General features: G+C 28.4%; 16 protein-coding genes and 3 pseudogenes. 7 read left to right on the top strand and 12 right to left on the bottom strand.

Going from position 1 to position 20,381, the window contains the following annotated elements; genetic code table 11:
• Window positions 1–1,002 precede the first annotated feature (1,002 nt).
• The 3 genes and pseudogenes from NST35_RS12135 to NST35_RS12125 all read left to right on the top strand — a co-directional run.
• Window positions 1,003–1,797, top strand: coding sequence for a ParA family protein (locus NST35_RS12135; protein WP_002485211.1), 795 nt, complete (start codon window positions 1,003–1,005; stop codon window positions 1,795–1,797).
• Window positions 1,798–1,802: 5 nt separating this feature from the next.
• Window positions 1,803–2,003, top strand: a complete 201-nt coding sequence (locus NST35_RS12130; RefSeq protein ID WP_002485209.1) for a hypothetical protein — start codon at window positions 1,803–1,805, stop codon at window positions 2,001–2,003.
• Between the two features lie 169 nt (window positions 2,004–2,172).
• Window positions 2,173–2,289, top strand: a pseudogene (locus NST35_RS12125) (IS6 family transposase); the annotation flags it as partial.
• Between the two features lie 322 nt (window positions 2,290–2,611).
• On the opposite strand, the gene NST35_RS12120 reads toward NST35_RS12125, so the two are convergent.
• From NST35_RS12120 to NST35_RS12085, 8 genes and pseudogenes are all read right to left on the bottom strand, one after another.
• Window positions 2,612–2,881 (bottom strand): hypothetical protein, encoded by a 270-nt coding sequence (locus NST35_RS12120; RefSeq protein ID WP_002447832.1) that lies wholly within the window; start codon window positions 2,879–2,881, stop codon window positions 2,612–2,614.
• Window positions 2,882–3,028: 147 nt separating this feature from the next.
• Window positions 3,029–3,151, bottom strand: coding sequence for a DUF334 domain-containing protein (locus NST35_RS12115; protein ID WP_225973808.1), 123 nt, complete (start codon window positions 3,149–3,151; stop codon window positions 3,029–3,031).
• A 57-nt stretch (window positions 3,152–3,208) separates the two neighbouring features.
• Entirely contained in the window at window positions 3,209–3,532 is a 324-nt protein-coding gene (locus NST35_RS12110) for a DUF334 domain-containing protein (protein ID WP_002447833.1), read from the bottom strand.
• A 247-nt stretch (window positions 3,533–3,779) separates the two neighbouring features.
• A pseudogene (locus NST35_RS12105) lies at window positions 3,780–4,070 on the bottom strand (helix-turn-helix domain-containing protein); the annotation flags it as partial.
• Between the two features lie 108 nt (window positions 4,071–4,178).
• Window positions 4,179–4,310 (bottom strand): annotated as a pseudogene (locus NST35_RS12100) (replication initiation factor domain-containing protein); the annotation flags it as partial.
• Window positions 4,311–5,221: 911 nt separating this feature from the next.
• Window positions 5,222–5,500, bottom strand: coding sequence for a hypothetical protein (locus NST35_RS12095; protein WP_002447416.1), 279 nt, complete (start codon window positions 5,498–5,500; stop codon window positions 5,222–5,224).
• 96 nt (window positions 5,501–5,596) lie between these two features.
• Window positions 5,597–6,397 (bottom strand): ABC transporter permease, encoded by an 801-nt coding sequence (locus tag NST35_RS12090; protein ID WP_002447415.1) that lies wholly within the window; start codon window positions 6,395–6,397, stop codon window positions 5,597–5,599.
• Window positions 6,398–6,492: 95 nt separating this feature from the next.
• Complete coding sequence (locus NST35_RS12085; protein WP_002447414.1) at window positions 6,493–6,687, bottom strand: hypothetical protein; 195 nt, start codon at window positions 6,685–6,687, stop codon at window positions 6,493–6,495.
• Window positions 6,688–7,433: 746 nt separating this feature from the next.
• Between NST35_RS12085 and NST35_RS12080 the strand changes: the two genes are divergently transcribed.
• Both NST35_RS12080 and NST35_RS12075 read left to right on the top strand, forming a co-directional pair.
• Window positions 7,434–7,829 (top strand): CHAP domain-containing protein, encoded by a 396-nt coding sequence (locus tag NST35_RS12080; RefSeq protein ID WP_002447412.1) that lies wholly within the window; start codon window positions 7,434–7,436, stop codon window positions 7,827–7,829.
• Window positions 7,830–7,855: 26 nt separating this feature from the next.
• Window positions 7,856–9,091 (top strand): aminoacyltransferase, encoded by a 1,236-nt coding sequence (locus NST35_RS12075; protein WP_340747318.1) that lies wholly within the window; start codon window positions 7,856–7,858, stop codon window positions 9,089–9,091.
• Window positions 9,092–10,037: 946 nt separating this feature from the next.
• Here NST35_RS12075 and NST35_RS12070 read toward each other — a convergent pair.
• Window positions 10,038–11,852, bottom strand: coding sequence for a 3-hydroxyacyl-CoA dehydrogenase (locus NST35_RS12070; RefSeq protein ID WP_002504231.1), 1,815 nt, complete (start codon window positions 11,850–11,852; stop codon window positions 10,038–10,040).
• A 213-nt stretch (window positions 11,853–12,065) separates the two neighbouring features.
• Here NST35_RS12070 and NST35_RS12065 point away from each other — a divergent pair, with 213 nt between their 5' ends.
• Window positions 12,066–13,841: an oleate hydratase gene (locus NST35_RS12065; RefSeq protein WP_002504232.1), complete on the top strand. Its 1,776-nt coding sequence runs from the start codon at window positions 12,066–12,068 to the stop codon at window positions 13,839–13,841.
• Between the two features lie 1,359 nt (window positions 13,842–15,200).
• Here NST35_RS12065 and NST35_RS12060 read toward each other — a convergent pair.
• Window positions 15,201–15,806, bottom strand: coding sequence for a recombinase family protein (locus NST35_RS12060; RefSeq protein ID WP_002447393.1), 606 nt, complete (start codon window positions 15,804–15,806; stop codon window positions 15,201–15,203).
• Between the two features lie 220 nt (window positions 15,807–16,026).
• Between NST35_RS12060 and NST35_RS12055 the strand changes: the two genes are divergently transcribed.
• Window positions 16,027–18,648, top strand: coding sequence for a TrlF family AAA-like ATPase (locus tag NST35_RS12055; protein ID WP_002485422.1), 2,622 nt, complete (start codon window positions 16,027–16,029; stop codon window positions 18,646–18,648).
• Between the two features lie 125 nt (window positions 18,649–18,773).
• On the opposite strand, the gene NST35_RS12050 is transcribed toward NST35_RS12055, so the two are convergent.
• Window positions 18,774–18,869 (bottom strand): type I toxin-antitoxin system Fst family toxin, encoded by a 96-nt coding sequence (locus tag NST35_RS12050; RefSeq protein ID WP_103421963.1) that lies wholly within the window; start codon window positions 18,867–18,869, stop codon window positions 18,774–18,776.
• A gap of 127 nt (window positions 18,870–18,996) precedes the next feature.
• Window positions 18,997–20,139 carry an SAP domain-containing protein gene (locus tag NST35_RS12045; protein ID WP_002485419.1) on the bottom strand — a complete coding sequence of 381 codons (1,143 nt, stop codon included), beginning with the start codon at window positions 20,137–20,139 and terminating at the stop codon, window positions 18,997–18,999.
• Window positions 20,140–20,381 lie beyond the last annotated feature (242 nt).

Below are 20,381 nucleotides of genomic sequence, written 5' to 3'. Positions count from 1 at the left end.
AGTAAATACCTCTTCACATAAATTTAGGGTTGAGGTAATAAATCACAATACTAATTAAATTAAGATCTCTTTCTTGAATTGACATTACTTATATTATACAATTGATTCTACAAAATGGATTGAAATTTGAGCATCCAGAATAAATAAATGTATATATAGATAGCACTTTTCTTAATGTTTAGTAGTGAATGTTAGTATAGTGTCTATTACCTAAAGCGCTTAATCGCCCCAACGATTAAGTGCTTTTTAAATACATTAATGAACGTTAAGTTCATAGTAACAAATTCAAGAAAAATTAACAAAGAATATTGTAACATTCCTTTAAGTAACATGTTACATGTAACATAAAATATATAAGTGATTCTTTTTTTAGGTTATAGCAATTTGATCTAAACTAGACAGAAAGAATAAACATCAGTAACATGTTACATGTAACATAAAATATATAAGTGATTCTTTTTTTAGGTTATAGCAATTTGATCTAAACTAGACAGAAAGAATAAACATCAGTAACATGTTACATGTAACATAAAATATATAAGTGATTCTTTTTTTAGGTTATAGCAATTTGATCTAAACTAGACAGAAAGAATAAACATCAGTAACATGTTACATGTAACATAAAATATATAAGTGATTCTTTTTTAGGTTATAGCAATTTGATCTAAACTAGACAGAAAGAATAAACATCAGTAACATGTTACATGTAACATAAAATATATAAGTGATTCTTTTTTAGGTTATAGCAATTTGATCTAAACTAGACAGAAAGAATAAACATCAGTAACATGTTACATGTAACATAAAATATATAAGTGATTCTTTTTTAGGTTATAGCAATTTGATCTAAACTAGACAGAAAGAATAAACATCAGTAACATGTTACATGTAACATAAAATATATAAGTGATTCTTTTTTAGGTTATAGCAATTTGATCTAAACTAGATAGAAAGAATAAACATCAGTAACATGTTACATGTAACATCATAGGGGGTTTTTATTTGAGTGTAATAACAGTTGGAAATTTTAAAGGCGGAGTAGGTAAAACAACGGTAGCAACAATACTTTCTTATATAGCATCAGAGCAGTATGGTAAGAAAGTATTACTTATAGATTTTGATCCACAGGGGAACGCTACGCAAATTATGAAACGGACATATGTCGAAGCACCAGAGGAAAATGAATCGTTTATAGATATGCTTAGAACCGGAAATTTAGAAAATAGTATGATTCGGTTATCGTCTAAATTATCATTGTTACCAGCTGACTCTTCATTAGCTAATTTGTCTGATATAATTTCTAAAACAGATATTTTGAAGAAAAGATATATTTTAAAAAATGTAGTAGAAAAGATTAGGGAAATGTATGATTTTGACCATATTTTTATTGATGTACCACCGACTATTAACTCTGATTTTACTAATAATGCTGTATATGCAAGCGATTATATTCTTATGGTATTTCAAACACAACAATCAGCTTATGAAAGTAGCTTGTCTTTTGTAAACTTTTTAAGAGATAGAAAAAATGAATCGAATTTGCCTTTTGAATTGATTGGAGCTGTCCCAGTTTTGATTAAACGAAGTGGAAAAGTGGATGAGAAAATATTAAATATGTCTAAAAATGCATTTTCACAAGCTCTATTTGAAAATCAAATTTATCAAAGAGAAAGAATTAAAAAATTTGGTGCTGAGGGTATAAGAAATAAAGATATGCATGATAAAAAAGTAATACACATGTTTAATAAAGTTTATATAGAATTGGTAGATAGAATACAAGTGATTGAAAGTGAGTGAAAATAATGGCAGGATTTTTAGATGATATAGATACTTCGTCAGTTAAATATACTGAAAATTATAAACCTATTTCTAAAAGTACTACGATGCGTGTGGATACAAATTTAAAAAAACGTTTAAGTCAAATGGCATTAGATCAAGATACATCTATTAAAGCAATTGTTGATAATGTTTTAAATGAGTTTTTAGAAAAAAAAGGTTATTGAACTGGCATAGTAGCAGTAAAAATGAATAGCAATTAAAAAGTCACGATAAATTTATCGTGACTTTTTATGTGGGGAAATTTTTGATAGTATTTTGCTATTAAAATTATTTTAATTAAACATATTAATTATGGTTCTGTTGCAAAGTTGATTTTATAGTATTATCTTAACCAAAAGTACAATCAAAGAAATTGAATATATTTACGGATTATATAAAAAGAACCGCAAGTCTCTTCAAATCTACGAATTTTCTCCATGTCACGAAATTAGTCATATGTTGTCCAGTTAAGCGACCACTGATGTGATCAAATGGTGACTAGCTATATTTTTTCTGACTGTGCAACAGAATCGGTTGCCTTTAATATCTCATAAATCTTTAGGCTCTAAGGTTCAAGCAACACCTAAAAAGATATTAAAAAGTTCATAGCAAAATGCCTCGCTTCCTTTTTGAAGAAAGATTAATCAAAAACTTCCCGAACGGCGAGTAAGTCGGTTGGTCAATTCTGTATACTCATTCGCTACACTCATTCCGTTACCATTGACTCAACATGAAGATAAAATTATCTATTAGTTAAGATAATTTGCTAAACTAAAGACTGATTCAAATTGGATCAGTCTTTAGTTTTTTTATGAAAGTCATCCAAATTAACAAGAGATATACTTTCTAAAGCTTTTTCATAAAAATCAAATTCAGGATAAGTCTTCTCAGTATCAATTACTAATTCTTGATATTCATTTTCATTATCAAAACTAATATTATCGTATCCATATGATTCTTGTTTCCATTCTCCTTTTACAGGCATTGCAGGAAAATTTATCAATCTTTGTCTAACTAACCAATCAAAATAATCTAATTCATATTCAGGAACTATTTTTACCATTCCATTCCTCCTAAGTATAAATGTGTATTCTAACTTTTTTATAACATTTAATACCAAAAGATACAAAGATTATGAAAAATATTATAAATGTAATAAACAGTTTTAAAATACCACTCTTTTCAGTAATTTTATCTCAATTTATTTTCTTTACTCATGCAATTTTGCTCTAATCCATTCATACAAGCCAATAAATAAGCCTATCGTAATTATATAAGGTAATAATCCATAGGCGATATACCAAGCTAACGTCAAAAAGCCCTCAGAGCTTATGATTAAACACTTTAACTAATTTTTCATTTTCGTTTTTGATTTTATCTATTTCTGCTGTCATTTCATCTTGAATTTTTTCGTTTCCACATCATTCAATGTATCTCTAAGTATATGAACGAAATCGTTGTGTACTTTTATATTATTATATTGAATAACCGTCATCGTCTCTTTCAATTTGGAGCTGAGGTTCTGCATTTCTGATTCTTGTTTATCTCCTCGATGTAACTTAGTAATAGCTTGTTTTGTTTCTCTAGTTCTTTGATTAATGAATTGCTCGGTGTTATGTTTAACTACGTCCCAATCGACTTCTATTCCATCTGCATATTCTGTATATCTTGATTGTTCTTGTTTTTCATTTTGTCTTCTAAAGTCATTTTCCAACGCCTTTTGTCATATTCTTGACCAAGTGTTTTACCACGCACCGATTTATTGACGTTTTCAGGCTTATATGAGACGTTTTGCCTCTTACTCGAAAATTCTATACCTGATTGTGCTAAATGCTCTGAAAATCTCTCAAAATTGCTTGTATGTGTCTTTTTATTTTCAATCTTGTCTCTCAAAGCATCTTTCCATTCACGTAATTCACTGATATTACGTTCCAATAGCTCATAATTGGGTGCGACCAATCGACTGCCTTGTACTTTTTTAAAATATCCAATTCTATATCTTTTCTCTTATTTTCTAATTTTAATTGTTCTACTTCTGACAGCTCTTCTAATCCTTTACCGTAGGTATATTGTTTACCAACTTGTTGTGAAAATCTATAACTTTCCCCATTTCGATACCATCGCCACCAAGTTTTCACTTGTGTTCTATTTCTAATATTTAATTCTTTCATAATTTCTTTTGTTGAAAATCCTGCTGCTTTCATTTCAACTGCTTTATACTTTGTTTCTACTGAATAAGAAACTCTTTTCATAGAAAAAACATCTCCGTATGATTCATTTTAATATGAATTCAACGAAAGTGTTTTTATATAATTCCCACTAATTGGGGTTAGTCTACTATCAGATGTACGTTCGATAGTTTTCCAATCTGGTTGTAACATATCCAAAAGTTTAATTTGTGGCTTAACACTCATAAATTCAGATAGTTTTTGAGCATTATTTTTACTAAGATTTCCAACAATAGTCATAGCGTCAAACATTAATTTTGGTTCGGGGTGTACATAGTATGTCAGTTTAACAGCTATTATAATATAACCAATAAATAAAATAATAAAGATCCCGCTATCAAGGAACTTACTATTACCTGAAAATATTTTTTAAATAGTAAATTAAATATAACTAAAATTATAGAAAAGAATATATACATACATAAGCATACATGAACATAATCCAACAAAAACAATACAAAACCTATTGCTCCCCAAAAGTATGCAATGCCATAAACCCAACGTTTTATTTCAGAATAATTAAAGTTCAAATATAATCACCAAATTTTCTCTATATTTACTCTATTGCATTATTCCAATTTCCTTATTGTTTGGAACTAACACGCTAAACAAATTAGCTAACAAATCGCCCATTCCAAACAATAAGTTTTCTCGGTATAAATGCGTGTAATATACTTAATATATCACTCATATAAAATAATAATGATTCTTTGGCTACTCAAAAAATGTTTATCGTAAGAAATGGGGCAAAAAGAAGACATTAATGCTTTCTATTTTTTGTTGTACCAATACTTAATAATACAAAAAATAGAAAACCTAATGAATAAAAAATTTTTCTCCTAAAGGATTTTCAATAATATTTTTATTCAATCCTATAATTGAACAAATTATAAAAACAACAATAATAATGGCTAAATAAATCTTATTTTTTAATAACATATAAATCTCCTTTTTGTTAATTATGTCACTTTTCTTTAAATTCATAGTTTACTAGAACACTTTGATAGTACATCATTTATGAATTTCAACATGTATAGAGAAAAATATTTAAACATAAAGAAGGCGACTTAAAAGACTAAAAAAGTTTTAATACGTTTTAACTTTTCTTAGTTTATATGCTTTTGATGAAATATTAGGTAATGCATTAGGAGCCAAAAATATAGTTACTATAATTATCAAACCCAAATGAAAAATACAATTAAAAAGGAAATGATAATAAGGTCAAAAATGATGTTCTTTATATTCCAAGTTAAAAAATCAGGGACACTATTAATAATTAACCCTGCTATCAATAAAAACTCACTAGCAAAGTGTATGTACTTTAAAAAGGAAAGATCAGATAAAGGAGTGCTTTTCATAAGCGAAAAAATAACAATACAAATAAATGCTGTTCCCATAACAACATTGCCTATCTTATAATATTTTTCATAGTCTTCAGTTTCTCTTAAAAGCATTTAATCTCTCCTAAGCCGAAATCCAATTTGTTTTAACTTTAAATTTTGTTTGAAGTATATACCAAAGTCTTATCTTTGAGTGCTTTTTTATCCTGTTTATAAAAAATCTGCAAATTGTTCGCGATATTTAACATGTAAAAGAGAGCCCAACACAAAAGTAATTAAAAGGAAAGCAAGATTATATAAAGATAGTTTCCAATGTGTTATAAAAAACCAATTTTGATATAGAATTGCCGCTCTATAACTTTCAGCTATAAAATAGATAGGATTAAATTGTATAACCTTTAAAACTAAAGTATTTGTCGGTAAATATAAGATTGAAGATATAAAAAATATTATTCTCATAAGAGCTTGCATAAGCATTTGGACATCTCTAATAATTACAGCTAATGTTGAAGTTAATAGTGTTATTGTCATTGTCAGTAACAAAGTGTAAGGGATAAAAATTAATAATTGTAATGTATATATAGTAGGGTAGTATCCATTTAAAGCACATATAAGCATAATTAAAATAAGTAATAGTATATGAGTGTAAAATTTACTCAAGACGATATAACTAGATAATATAGATAATGGGAAATTCATTTTAGCTACTTGCTTATATTTGCTAGTAACTGCTTTTGTACCATTTAAAATACCTTGATTCACAAAAAACCACATACTTATTCCTACAATTAACCAAAAAATAAAAGGTATATTCTCAACAGTTCTATTATTTCTGAACCCTAAACCAAAAATAAACCAATACATAAAAATTTGTATTGAAGGATTAATTAACTCCCATGCTGTTCCCAAATAATTATTTTTGTTAGAAATTTTCATTTCAAATTGTGCTAATCTTTTCATTAAATATAAATTATTAAAATGTTCTTTTAATATAAATAAAGATGATTTCATAACATTAAGTTACCTTTCTAAGATTATTAATATTATAAATGAAACCTAAAAAAAAGGTAAAGCAATAAACAATTGCTTTACCTTTTGTATTTTAATTATGGAGTTGTACAAAATTCACTGTTTCCGACTGGGAAGCAATTATGTTTGTTACCATTTCCTTTATGTTTTTTCTTTTTAGATTTAGCAAATGCTTCATGAGAGTTATCATTCATAAAACCAGTTGAAGCACTTGCATACGATAGTGTTGTTACTAATGAAAATGCAATAAGAAGTTTAGATATTTTCTTCATTTTTACCCCTCCAAAATATTAATTTAAAACAAAGATATCACAATTTTAATAAAAATCAAGTGTATAAAAATATAAATTTATTAATTGGTTTTGGTATATATTTTTAATATTCTGTTCATTTTTACAAAGTATACATATTCTATACAAAATCACTACCTATAATGCTTAATTATGTCAACTCAACACAAAGGGACAAACGCTGAAATGACGGCGTTTGCCCCTTCGTTTTTGGATTATCGATTATTCATATTTTATACATACCCTTAACCACGCGCTTTCATGCATTCTCATTAAATGAAATTTTGTATCTTTATTCAACTTTAAATAGTCTAAAAAATAGACGATACAATGCCGTCTATTTTTTAGATACTGATGATATTATATACGTAAGTATTGCATACTGTATGCGTGTATATTGTATGCTTGCATACAAGTTTAGAGACATTTTGTTATAATTGGGAAGTCGTCTATCTCTCAGACGTCAATTTGACGTAGAGAGAAGGTGCGTACTCATGACTGCAATATTTGTTTATATCATAGTATCTATTTTTATAGATTGCTGTGGTGTGTTGTTTCGTTTTTGGCTAGAACAACGCAGTAAAAAATAGGCGACATAGCCAAACACAAAGTGTTGGCCTCTTAAACCAGACTTGAGTACCCCTCCATAGTAATATTACATTTGTATATTATTTAATTTTAATATAATATTATAAACGGGGTCTGAAGTCAAGGAGGAAAATTCTTTGATGTTAAAAAAATTAATTACATACACTTTATTATCTTCGATAGCGCTAACAGGCGTTAATATGTTGGAATATAGTCCAAAGATTGATCAAAATCATATCGCTCAAGTAGCAGAAATCGATAAATATCCACGGCCGATAAAAAAACAACAGCCAAACTATCATACGAAAAATAATTGTACGTGGTACGTACATAATAAAAGAAATCAAACAAAAAGATATCTTCCATCTAGTTTCACAGATGCAAAAAGTTGGCTTAATGAAGCCAAAAGAGCTGGATTTGCTACAGGTAAAAAACCAATAGCTGGCTCTATTCTTCAAACTTCTAAAGGCGGTGGTGGTTATGGCACTCGTACTTTAACTAAGAAACAAGCTGTGCAATACAATTATATTTATTAATTAGAACTAATGAAAAAGGTGGAAAAATGAAATTTGTTACATTAACAGAACAAGAATATCAATTGTTTATAGAAAAACATGTTGTACATTACACGCAATCTATTGAACATTATAACTATAGACAAAAACATAAAACAGACGTCCATTTGGTAGGCGTTAAAGACAATGAAGAAGTTATAGCTGCGTGTTTACTATCTGAAGCACAAGTTTTAAAAATATTTAAATATTTTTATTCTCACAGAGGTCCAGTATTAGATTTTAACAATGAAAAATTAGTTGAATGTTTTTTTACTGGGTTAACTCGATATTTAAAACGACATAAGGGATTATTTGTTTTAGTTGATCCTTATATATTAGAAAATAATAGAGATGCAGATGGACGTATATTGAAGTCGTACGATAATTCCAATTTAATAAATCAACTCAACCATTTAGGCTATCAATATCAAGGTCATAGTATAGGCTATTCTGATACAAGCCAAATACGCTGGTTATCTGTTTTAGACTTGGAAGGCAAAAACGAAAAAGACATTTTAAATGAAATGGATTACCAAACTAGAAGAAATATTAAAAAGACATACGAGATGGGTGTAGAGGTTAAAACACTAGACATTTCACAGACAGACCAATTCTTTGAATTATTCCGAATGGCAGAAGAAAAGCATGGCTTTAAATTTAGAGAGAAAGATTATTTTGAAGAAATGCAAAACATCTATAATAATAATTCTGCTTTGAAATTAGCGTATATAGATTTAAAAAAATACTTAAACCAGTTAAATAACAAAGAGTTAGTGCTTAATGAACAAATAGAGGAAATTAAAGCAAAGCTAAAAGATAACCCGAATTCAAAAAAGAATAAAAATAAGTACCAAGAATTAAATAAACAATTAACAAGTAACCGAAAGCATATTACAGAAACTGAAAATTTAATCAAAATTGACGGGGACATACTTCATTTAGCGTCGGCATATTATATCTGGAATAAAGATGAGGTTTATTATTTATCAAGTGGATCTAACCCTAAATATAACCAATTTATGGGGGCATATCGATTACAATGGGATATGATAAAGTTTGCATTAAATAATAATATACCGAGATATAATTTTTATGGGATTACTGGAGATTTTAGTGAAAATGCTGAAGATTATGGTGTGCAGCAATTTAAAAAAGGTTTTAACGCCCATGTCGAAGAATACGTTGGAGATTTCATCAAACCTATACGCCCTATTTTTCACAAGGTTTATAAGTTACTTAAATAACACAATAAAATTGGTTCTGTTGCAAAGTTAAAATTATATGCACATCTATACAAAACTATAAAAGCAAATATTGTTTTAACAGTAAAGAGTTTTGTTAGTATTAACTATTTTTCGTTTTTCAGTATAAATATTACATGTTTTTTAACTTTGCAACAGAACCTTTTAAAGTATCTCATTAAATCACTGTTTTCAATATGTTCAAAAATTTCAATATATGTTATATTAATAATAGATAGAAAAGATAAACCTTATTTATTATAGTCAGAACTTAATACCAATCACAGCTCCTTTCAAGATAGTCTCAACAATCTTGAATGTTCAAAGGTAGAATCATTGATTCTACCTTTTCTCTATATTTATTGACAGATAAGACAAAAAATCCTACATATAAGCAATATAATATAAAGATATAGAAAAATATTAATATATTAGGGTATGCTTATGCTAAACGTTCTCTATTTGTTCTGCTTCATGGGTTTTCGTATCTTATTAAATATGTTATTTTTTAGCATTTTACTCAATATATGTTCTTTTAATTATCACATGCTAGCTAGCACTTTTTATTTAATTTTCAACAAATTAAATGTTTGTTTTTTTAAAAATAAGGGGATTAAGTAAATAGGCTTATTAAGCCTTGTATACTGTCTCTTATCTTTATATACTTGGTTGGTACTTTTCAATGGTAACAACTTAAACTCAGTATTCTAACGTTATCTAGTAAATTAATCTGGATAACGTTTTTTAATTTAATTCTCTACCCTAACTTTGATTGAAAACCTTTATAAAGTCAGTGTTGCTAACCTGATAAAAACAAAGAACGAACGCTCATTTACTAGCATCCGTTCTTTTTATTTAGATTATAGGCTATACTCTGTAAATATCTTCAATTATATATTTAAGCTTCTTAAATGATTTATTGTTGATCAATATCTATGCATGTTAAAAATTATTTTAGGAAAGATTTGGATTCATAGGGGACACCATTAGTATAGTCGTAAAACCCTTTGCCAACACCTATGCCTAATTCATTGTTATTTACTTTTTCTTTTAAAATGTCTAAAATTCTTTTATCTATTGGGCTTTGAGTTCGTTTATATGAATCTAATGCAATATTATAAGCAGTATTTAAACCAACTATATCAAGAATAGCAAAAGGTCCCTTTTTAGATTGAGTAGCAATCATCCAGGCCTTATCAATCATTTTAAAGTCAGTTATACCCAGTGCTAATAAACGTTGTGCTGCTGTTAATAAAGGAACTAATAACGTATTGAGAATGTAACCTGGCTGTTCTTTCTTTATTGGTAACACAGTAAGGTTGATATCATGAGCAAAAGCCAATATCTTATTAAAAGTTTCTTCTGACGTTTCATGAGCTACCATTACTTCACCAGTATTATTAATCCACACATGATTGGCGAAATGTAACGCAGCAAATTTTTTAGGACGTCCTGTGTATGCTTCAAAATCACTAGGTCTTAATGTTGATGAATTAGTTACAACATATGTTTTTTCTGGCATCACTTGTGCTAATTGTTTATAGAATTTTTCTTTCACCTCATGATTTTCAGGTACCACCTCTATAATTAAGTCTGAATTGTTAGTAGCTTCAAACAGGTTTGAATAATAATTAATATTGTGTGCTATCGAATTGACTTCATTTTTTGACACTCCCATATCTTTTTCATATTGAACTTTTATATTATCTATACGCTCTTTGGCTTTATTTAGTGCATTTTCATTAATATCATATAAGTTAACTTCAAATCCCCCGGAAGCAACTTGAAAAGCAACTTGACTACCAAGCACGCCACCACCAGCAATCGTTATATTTTTAAACCCATGTGTAAGATTTTGAATATATGTTGGAGCATCAAAAAAATTGTTTTTCTCGAAAATTGGATTAGGATACTTATAAAAGCCTTGCCCACTTAACTTACCTAGTTTTCCATCTTTAATCATAGCATTTACGATATCAATATAATTTTGCTTCCACATATCTTTGTTCGTTTCATTTTTTAATTTTAAAATATCGAGTGTTGTATCTAGACCTATAATATCTTGTAATCCGAAAGGCCCTTGTAAATCGCCTGTTGCTTTCATCCAAGTTTTATCAATTGTAATAACATCTGCGACATCATTTCCTATCAAATAGCTTGCTGCACTGATAAATGGTACCAATAATGAATTTAATATTGAATAAGGTTCATTTTGACGAACAGGTATCGTTATCATTTTTATAGATTCTAAAAAATGAAGGACTCTATCATATGCAGATAAATCTGTACCTGGTGTTCCTATCACTTCAACGATATTACGTAACCATGGTTCACTTAAAAAGTTTACTGCAATACATTTATCTTTATGATTGATAGTATTTAAGACATCACTTGATAATAAATTAGAATGTGTCGTTGCAAAAATTGTTTCATGATTAGCTTTTTTATCTATTTCTTGGTAAAAATTATTTTGACTACCTTTGCTTTCTGACATAGATTCAATTACTAAATCAGCATCTTTGATTCCTTCATCAATAGAATGTACGAATGTAATCATGTTGTAGGCTTCATCTATGTGTGACTGAGTTGCTTTTAATTCATCCTTATAATAACTTTTTAAAATGTTTAAATATCTTTTAATAGATTGAATATCTTTAGGATTCGTTTCATAAAGTGCTACATCAAAACCAGAGAAAGCAATTTGAAAAGAGATTTGACTTCCTTTTGTTCCCCCATCAACAATCATGATTTTTTTGAAACTCATCATTAACTCCCCCTTAATTAAATCTATAAAGCAATAATATACTCTTTTGTTTACAAATTACAACTATATAACCTAAAAAAACAAAAATTACAAAATAGAATTAAAAAGGTAAAATGTATTATTTTTTGAAATTTAATTTCCATAAGCGTATACTAAAAGTGTAAGGAGTTGGAATATTGAGAAAATTCACTTATTAATAGGGTGGTGTTTTTTATGTACTATACTAATAGTAATTATGAAGCTTTTGCACGTCCGAAAAAACCTGAAAATGTTGATAAAAAATCAGCATATTTAATTGGATCAGGTTTAGCTTCGCTAGCAGCAGCATGTTTTTTAATTCGTGACGGTCAAATGAAAGGTAAAAATATCCATATTTTAGAAGAATTAGACATCTCAGGGGGAAGTTTAGACGGTATTAATATGGAGCATCATGGCTTTGTCGTACGTGGTGGTAGAGAAATGGAAAATCATTTTGAATGTTTATGGGATTTGTTTAGAAGTATTCCATCATTAGAACAACCTGATGCATCCGTGTTAGACGAATTTTATTGGTTGAATAAGGAAGATCCTAACTATTCTAAATGCAGAGCCATTAATAGTGGTGGTAAACGCATTGATACTGATGGCGATTTTACATTATCTAAAAAAGCTATTAAAGAAATTTTAAGTTTATGTATGAAAAAAGAAGAAGATTTAGAAGATGTTAAAATTTCCGAAGTTTTCACTGAAGATTTTTTAAATTCTAATTTTTGGTTATATTGGAAAACAATGTTTGCTTTCGAACCCTGGCATTCAGCAATGGAAATGCGTCGATATCTTATGCGTTTTGTTCACCATATTGGTGGTTTGGCAGATTTTAGTGCTTTAAAATTCACTAAATATAACCAATATGAGTCTTTAGTATTGCCAATGGTAGAATATCTTAAGTCACATGGCGTGCATTTTGAATATGGTGTTCAAGTTGACAATATATTGGTCGATTCAACATCATCTACGAAAATTGCACGAGAGATTCTTGTAAACAAAAATGGTAAAACAGAATCTATACCTTTAACATTAGATGATCTTGTTTTTGTAACGAACGGTAGTATTACAGAAAGTTCAACTTATGGGGATAATGACCATCCTGCTCCACCAACGAAAGCATTGGGAGGTAGTTGGACATTATGGAAAAATTTAGCTAATCAAAGTCCGGAATTTGGAAGACCTGAAAAATTCTGTGATCACATTCCAGATAAAAGTTGGCTCGTATCTGCAACCACAACAACTAATAATAAAAAAGTAATTTCTTATATTGAAAAATTAAGTAAACGTGATGTGTTATCTGGACGTACCGTTACTGGGGGTATTGTAACGGTAGCAGATTCAAGTTGGCAACTTAGTTTTACAGTCAATCGTCAACAACAATTTAAAGAGCAACCTAAAGATCAAGTAAGTGTATGGATATATGCATTATACTCTGATGTTAAAGGAGATTTCATTAAAAAACCAATCACTGAGTGTACAGGTAGTGAAATCTGTCAAGAGTGGTTATATCATATGGGCGTGCCACAAGATGAGTTAGTTGAATTAGCACAAACAGAATGCAATACAATCCCAGTTTATATGCCTTATGTAACTGCATATTTCATGCCTAGAGCATACAAAGATCGTCCATTGGTTGTTCCTAATGGTTCTAAAAACTTAGCCTTTATAGGTAACTTTGCTGAAACAGAACGTGATACAGTATTCACAACTGAATATTCTGTACGTACAGCTATGGAAGCTGTATATCAATTATTAGAAGTAGATAGAGGTGTACCTGAAGTGTATGCTTCTGAATTTGATGCACGTGTGCTTATGGATGCTTATTATCAATTAAATGATCGTAAATCATTACCTGAATTAGTTAATAATAACTTCATTAAACGTTCAGTTTTGAAAAATGCGATGAAAAAAATACAAGGCACTTTCATTGAAGAATTATTACGCAAACATAAGTTGTTATAAAAATTACACGGTGAGTCTCAAAAAGTAAGAAAAACATTGCATAAAAACAACAAATATTATAGAATCATAAATATCTCTTTGTATATTTAATTATTTCGACACGCTGATGTTGAAAACTCAATCTACTAACTCTTGAGTTCTAACGTTATCTAGTACACCAAGCTAGATAACGTTTTTTTATTATAAAATACATTAAATTAGTTTTAAAAAGTGGCCCATCTAAATATATATTAATGTATAACTTAATATCGTTTAACATCACGTTATACATATTGATTAAAAACAGCTCACGTTTTAATTTTTGAATAGTTGTCGCACACAAACTTTGGCCAGGGAGTGGACGACTTCTTTTTTATTTTGCTATTAATATAGAAGTGTCGAAAAGTTTAGTCTTATAGACTAAACTTTTTTATTACAAAAATATTCAATCATTCTAAATCCTATAATGCCTAAAAATACTATTAAAAAAACTCCTATAAGCTTATCATTACTGCCTAGTATTATTATCAAAATCCCACATATGATAAACCAAACAATCTTTATAAAACTTTGTAAGTCACTCACATTATCCCTCTTTAACAACAAATCTAAATCCTATTTTAATATAATACTCTTATTGTATTATGTCGACGATTCTATGCTCTCACCAACAAATAGATTTTATCGGCATAATTGTGTATTTCTCATCTTGCATATTTGTTATAATCATTATAGGAGTTAATACTTCCTTCTTTGATGACAATGGGGGTTAAAAGACCCTCTTTCTTATTATATAATGTAAAAACAAAAAACTACTTGCTATATCGTAGCAAAAACCTTATATTTTACTGGCAAATTATAGGTAGTGATAACTATGGTAGGGAAAAGATTAAAGGTACTATGTATGAGTATCTCGACCTCCAATTACACCAATTAGGATTAATACATTAAACAAAAATGACAATATATAAAAGATTCTTTCTCCTAATGAACTTACAATAATATTCTCGTTCAACCCTATAATCAAACAAGCGATAAAAATACCAATAATAATACTCAGATAAATTTTATTTTTTATCAACATAGAATCACCCTTAAAAATAAATTCGCTTTTAATATTAGCTGTGCATTCCCCCTTTTAAATTCCAAACCACTTATATTAACTAACAAAAAAGGAGGAAATACTAATATAAATTTATTACTCCTCATGTGTAAGTTACACAAAGGGACAATATAATCATTTCAAGTGTCTATCTAAATATAGTGCTAATGATTAATAAGTAAGTAAGTTTAATTATGAACATTATAATACTAATTATTAGAGTTTTTAGACTCTGTGAGAGCTTCTTATTTGCATTGACAATCAATTTATCAATATAATTATAATTCCTTATCATGTTTAATTCTATAAACCGTCTGTCTTGTAATATTCACTTCTTTCGCAATATTACTAATGCTCTTACCTTCCTCTAACATTTCTAAAACTCGATGATAAATAATGCGTTTCTGTGGATCTTTTGCATTCGCAGAATACAATAATGGTCGTCCTTTGTATACACCTTTTTCTTTCGCCACTTTAATCCCTTGTGCTTGTCTACGTTTACTTTCATTTCTTTCTTGTTCTGAAACCATTGCTAATATTTGAATAATTAAGTCTTTCATAAATTTATCTAATAATGGATTACCAATGACTTCATTCATCATAGGTAAGCTAGTAATCATTAATTGTACTTCTTTATCTTTTAAATAATTAACGGTATGAATTACTTCATCGTAATTACGACCTAAACGATCAATGGATTCTACTATAAACCGATCACCCATTCTCACAAAGTTAAGTGCTTCTTGAAGTACTGGTCTATTTTCAACTGATTTTCCTGATTGTTTTTCTGTAAAAATTTTCTCTACGCCAAACGTTTTTAAATTTTCGAGTTGTCTTTCTAAATTTTGATCGATTGATGATACTCTCGCATAGCCAACAATCATTTATTTCCACCTCGCAATTAATATACACCCTAATCATACGTTTTAGTTGCTATAAATTCAACAACTATATTTGTATGATTAGGGTGTACTTAAATTGAACAAAAGCAGCTATTTTTACAATGAGAATCACATTATATTTTTTTAATAAAATCACACTATAAATAGGGTTTATTATATAATTAATATAGCACTATATTTTTATTAATAAGGAGATAATAGTATGCCTAAAAACTACGCTGAATTTTATAAATGTGCTTTGCAAGTTAATCCATATAGCTATATTAAATATAGAGGACTAGAACATGAAATGACAGAGGAACAATATAATGAATCTATATACAACTATTGTATAAAAAACAACATATCAATTATTGGCTTAGCAGATCATGGGAATGTTGATAAATCAAAGAAACTCAGAGAGTATTTATCATCTAAAGGAATTCTTGTATTTCCAGGGTTCGAAATTTCCACATCAGAAAAAATTCATATTGTTTGTCTATTTTCAGAGAATACTGAAGAACAAGAGCTAGAGAGATACTTAGGAGAACTAGGATTATCGAACCCTGAAGACGGCAATTCCCCCAGTACTATGAGTTTTCATGACATCACACAAAGAGTAATAGATAGGGGTGGATTTTGGTATGCAGCACATATTACCAGTGATAATGGCGTCTTGAAAGGAAAACATAATAACCTCTGGAAATCGGATAAGTTAGTAGCAGCACAAATACCTTCCAAAAAAAATGAAGTAGATCCTAAATATATTAATATACTTAAAAACAAAGACCCTAATTATCAAAAGCAAACTCCCTTTGCTCTTATTAATGCTAAAGACGTTAGTAAACCTGAAGATTTAGATTTAGATACAGCAAGTTGCTTAATTAAAATGTCAAAACTTAACTTTGAAAGTTTTAAATTAGCCTTTAGAGATCCTAAAGCTAGGGTTAAATTAAATTTTGACATTAACAATAAATACCCACATTCTTCTATTAATGAAATAAAAATTTCTATGGGGTACTTAGATAACCTCTCGTTAGATTTATCACCGAATCTTAATACAATTATTGGTGGTAGAGGGGCTGGAAAATCAACATTTATTGAATTAATTCGATATGCATTAGACATAAATCCTATGAGTCGAAATGCAAACACATCTTTTGAAAACATCTGTAAATCTAATTTAGGAATCGGTGGAAAAGTAGAATTAGTTGTAACATCACATGCACAATACGGTAAACAATTTAAGATAATAAAAAGATATAATGAAGACCCTATAATTAAAGATATAAACAATAATGTGTCTAATTATACAGTTAAAGACATTCTTCCTAATATAGAGGTTTACAGTCAAAATGAAATTATCGATTTAACTACAGATGAAAATGCAAAATTAAAAATTTTAAATCGTTTTTTAAACAAAAATGATAATAATGACGAAAAAAAAGAAGAAATAAAAAGTAACTTACAATCAAATACAGAATCTTTAATTAAAACTGAAGAGAAACTTGAAAAATTACAAGAGAAAATCAATGAATTGCCTAAATTAAAAGAAAAGTTAAAACATTTCAATGAACTGGGCATTGGAAAGAAATTAGAGGTACAAGGTAAAGTATCTAAAGAAGAGCAATACATAAAAACCACTAAAAAAATTATTGAAGATAATGATATTTCTATAACAAACGTCATTCTACCTTTTAAAGAAAATTACAATCGAGAAATTAAACATATTGATATCTTTGATAATATTCAACGTATTATAAACAATCATAATGAAAAACTAAAAGAAATACAGTCTACTTTTACTGAATTAAAAAATACTACCAAAAACGAAATAGACAAAGTTTATAATGATTGGCATGAAAAGAAAAAGCATGTTGAGAAGGAAATAAATGAAGCTATTAAATCCTTAGATGATATAGAAGGGAAAACCAAAGAAGACATAGCATACGAATATACTGAGACTCAAAAACAAATAACTTCTATCGAACCATTAGAAACACAACTTTCTCAAGTCAACATAGAGATTGAAAAACTGAAAAAAGAAAGAATGCAACTTAAAGAAAATTTAAAAGAAATATTCGATGAACAATTGAAAAATCTTAACAAATGCGCCAAAAAAATAAATAATAACTATTTAAAAGGACAAGTAAACATCAAAATTCAACCATATGCAAATGTTAATAATTTAATAAAATTTCTCAAAGAGGAGAACGGATTAGGATATTCAACATTGGAATGGATAAAAAATCATCAAAGTTTTAATTTGCCTAAATTTATTAACTTAATTAAGGATAGAGACAGCGAAGCTATATACGATGAGTATAAGGATAGTGGCTTAAAAAAAAATAAAGCAGATATCCTTTCAAATATGGACTATGAAAGAATTTTACATTTGGAATCAATCGAGCTAGAAAATATTATAGATATACAATTAAATGTTGGAAGTGATGAAAATATAAAATTTCGATCCCTGAATAAATTATCCAAAGGACAACAGTGTACTGCTATTTTAAATCTGTTAACTTTAAGTAATGATGACCCTCTTTTAGTGGATCAACCAGAAGATAATTTAGATAATTCTTTTATAACAAACAATTTAGTTGAAAATACCCGAAAATTAAAAATTAATAGACAATTTATCTTTGCTACACACAACGCTAATATACCTGTATTTGGTGACGCAGAATTAATAGTGATAATGGAAAATGAAAACGGACAAGGAATTATAAATAATGAAAGTTTAGGATCCATAGATAATAATTTAGTAAGAAATTCTGTCATTCAAATTTTAGAAGGTGGAGACGTTGCTTTTAAGATGAGAAAAAATAAATATGGACTATAGTAGCTCTTTGCATTTCTCTACACTATGATGTTATAATACACGTAACAAAGAATCCAACATGGATACACCAATCCTCTCACTACCGCAAATAGTGAGGGGATTTTTGTAGGTGTGGCTATTGTCGCCTATTTTTCCTTGCGATTACGCAGCCAATGCGTAAATAACGCAATAATACAACCACTGATGACTGTGGTCGTGATGTGAACAAAGATTTCCAACATGAATAACACCTCCTCCCTACGTCAAATTGACGCCTGAGAGATAGGCGACTCCATTATTATACCATCTGTAAATGTACAAGCATATGGATTTCCGAAAAGTTGAATTATATTTCAAATTATACATTGTTTATAGTTTTTTAAGCTCGTCTTCCTCTATATACCAAACAATTTCTCCTGTATCTATATCTATTTCTACTTCAATATTTACATCTTCTTTAATTAGTTTATTAATATTAGTCTTTATAGTTTGTCTATTTCTATTAGCATTTTCTTCTATATAATAATCTTCATCAAAGTCATATTTAAATGTATCTCTTTCTTTTTTAGGAATAAGGTTCTCTGATTTTATTAAATCAATAACTTTTGACAAAGCTTCTTGATCATCTTCTTTTTTTATATAAGCTATTAAATAATTTATGACATACTTAAATATTTCTTCATCTAAATCATAATAGTTACTTACGTCTTGAATGAATAAATCATATATCTTCTTTTTTGATAGCCTTTCAATGAATATTAGTTGTTCATATACTGTTTCTCTAAAATGAGTAGGTTCTAAACTTCTCTTAAGATGTTCTTCTGAAAATTTACCGTATGCATCATAAGCTGATGACACGGGCCTCCTCATATCCTCTAAAGTAATTTTTATTTGAAGATAATACGCTAAATTATAATACATTCTTGCGCTATCATTATCATTCTTGTATCTTTTGAAATATTCCGATAAATCTCTATAGAGATTTATCAGCTTATTATCTATTGGCGTAGATTTATAGATTCGATTAATTTCAAATTTATAAATTTCTACGACTTTGTCCAAATTAGTATCACCTATATGATTTGTAGCTATTTCATGCGCTTGGGGAAGACTAATATTATTATATCCCCATTCAAAATGAACAACATATTTAGTTTCTTCTAGTAATTTCTCACCCTTAGCTGTTGGAGTATATACTGGCGTTACTTCGAGATATTCATCATCAATTCGTTCAATATTATTAAGGATGCGTTCAATCAGATCCCTTTTGGTTCCTCCTACAGTTAACCCCCCATTTTTTAAAATTGTTTTTAAATCTTTTTTAGTTAGTTTATGTAATGTTACTTCAAGAGAACTATTTTTTATTAAAATTTGTTCTTCAATTATTTTGTTCAATGAAGATAAAATATCTACATTATTTTTAGATAAATAAAAGTTATTAAACCTTTCATTCCCTATTTTTCTGTTCACATTTTCATGTAATACCAACAAATCTTGGACATTTAACTTCATATAATTCCCCCTCATTTTCAATGCTTTTATAACCACTTAAATTTATATATTTCACATCGTTTTGCAAATACTTTATACAAAACTTATTAAAAGTTTAAATTCCCTTACTTTGATTTCCAAGAAGATAATTAGAACAAACTTTACTTAGTTATATAAAAATATACACTACTCAATGTTTAATTTTAAATTCTTAAATTGCTTGAATTTTTGGGTTTATATCAAATCTCAGTTAAGAACATCAG

This window comes from Staphylococcus sp. FSL W8-0304 (assembly GCF_038006565.1).
Taxonomy (GTDB): domain Bacteria; phylum Bacillota; class Bacilli; order Staphylococcales; family Staphylococcaceae; genus Staphylococcus; species Staphylococcus epidermidis.
This window is presented reverse-complemented; position numbering and strand designations above follow the sequence as displayed.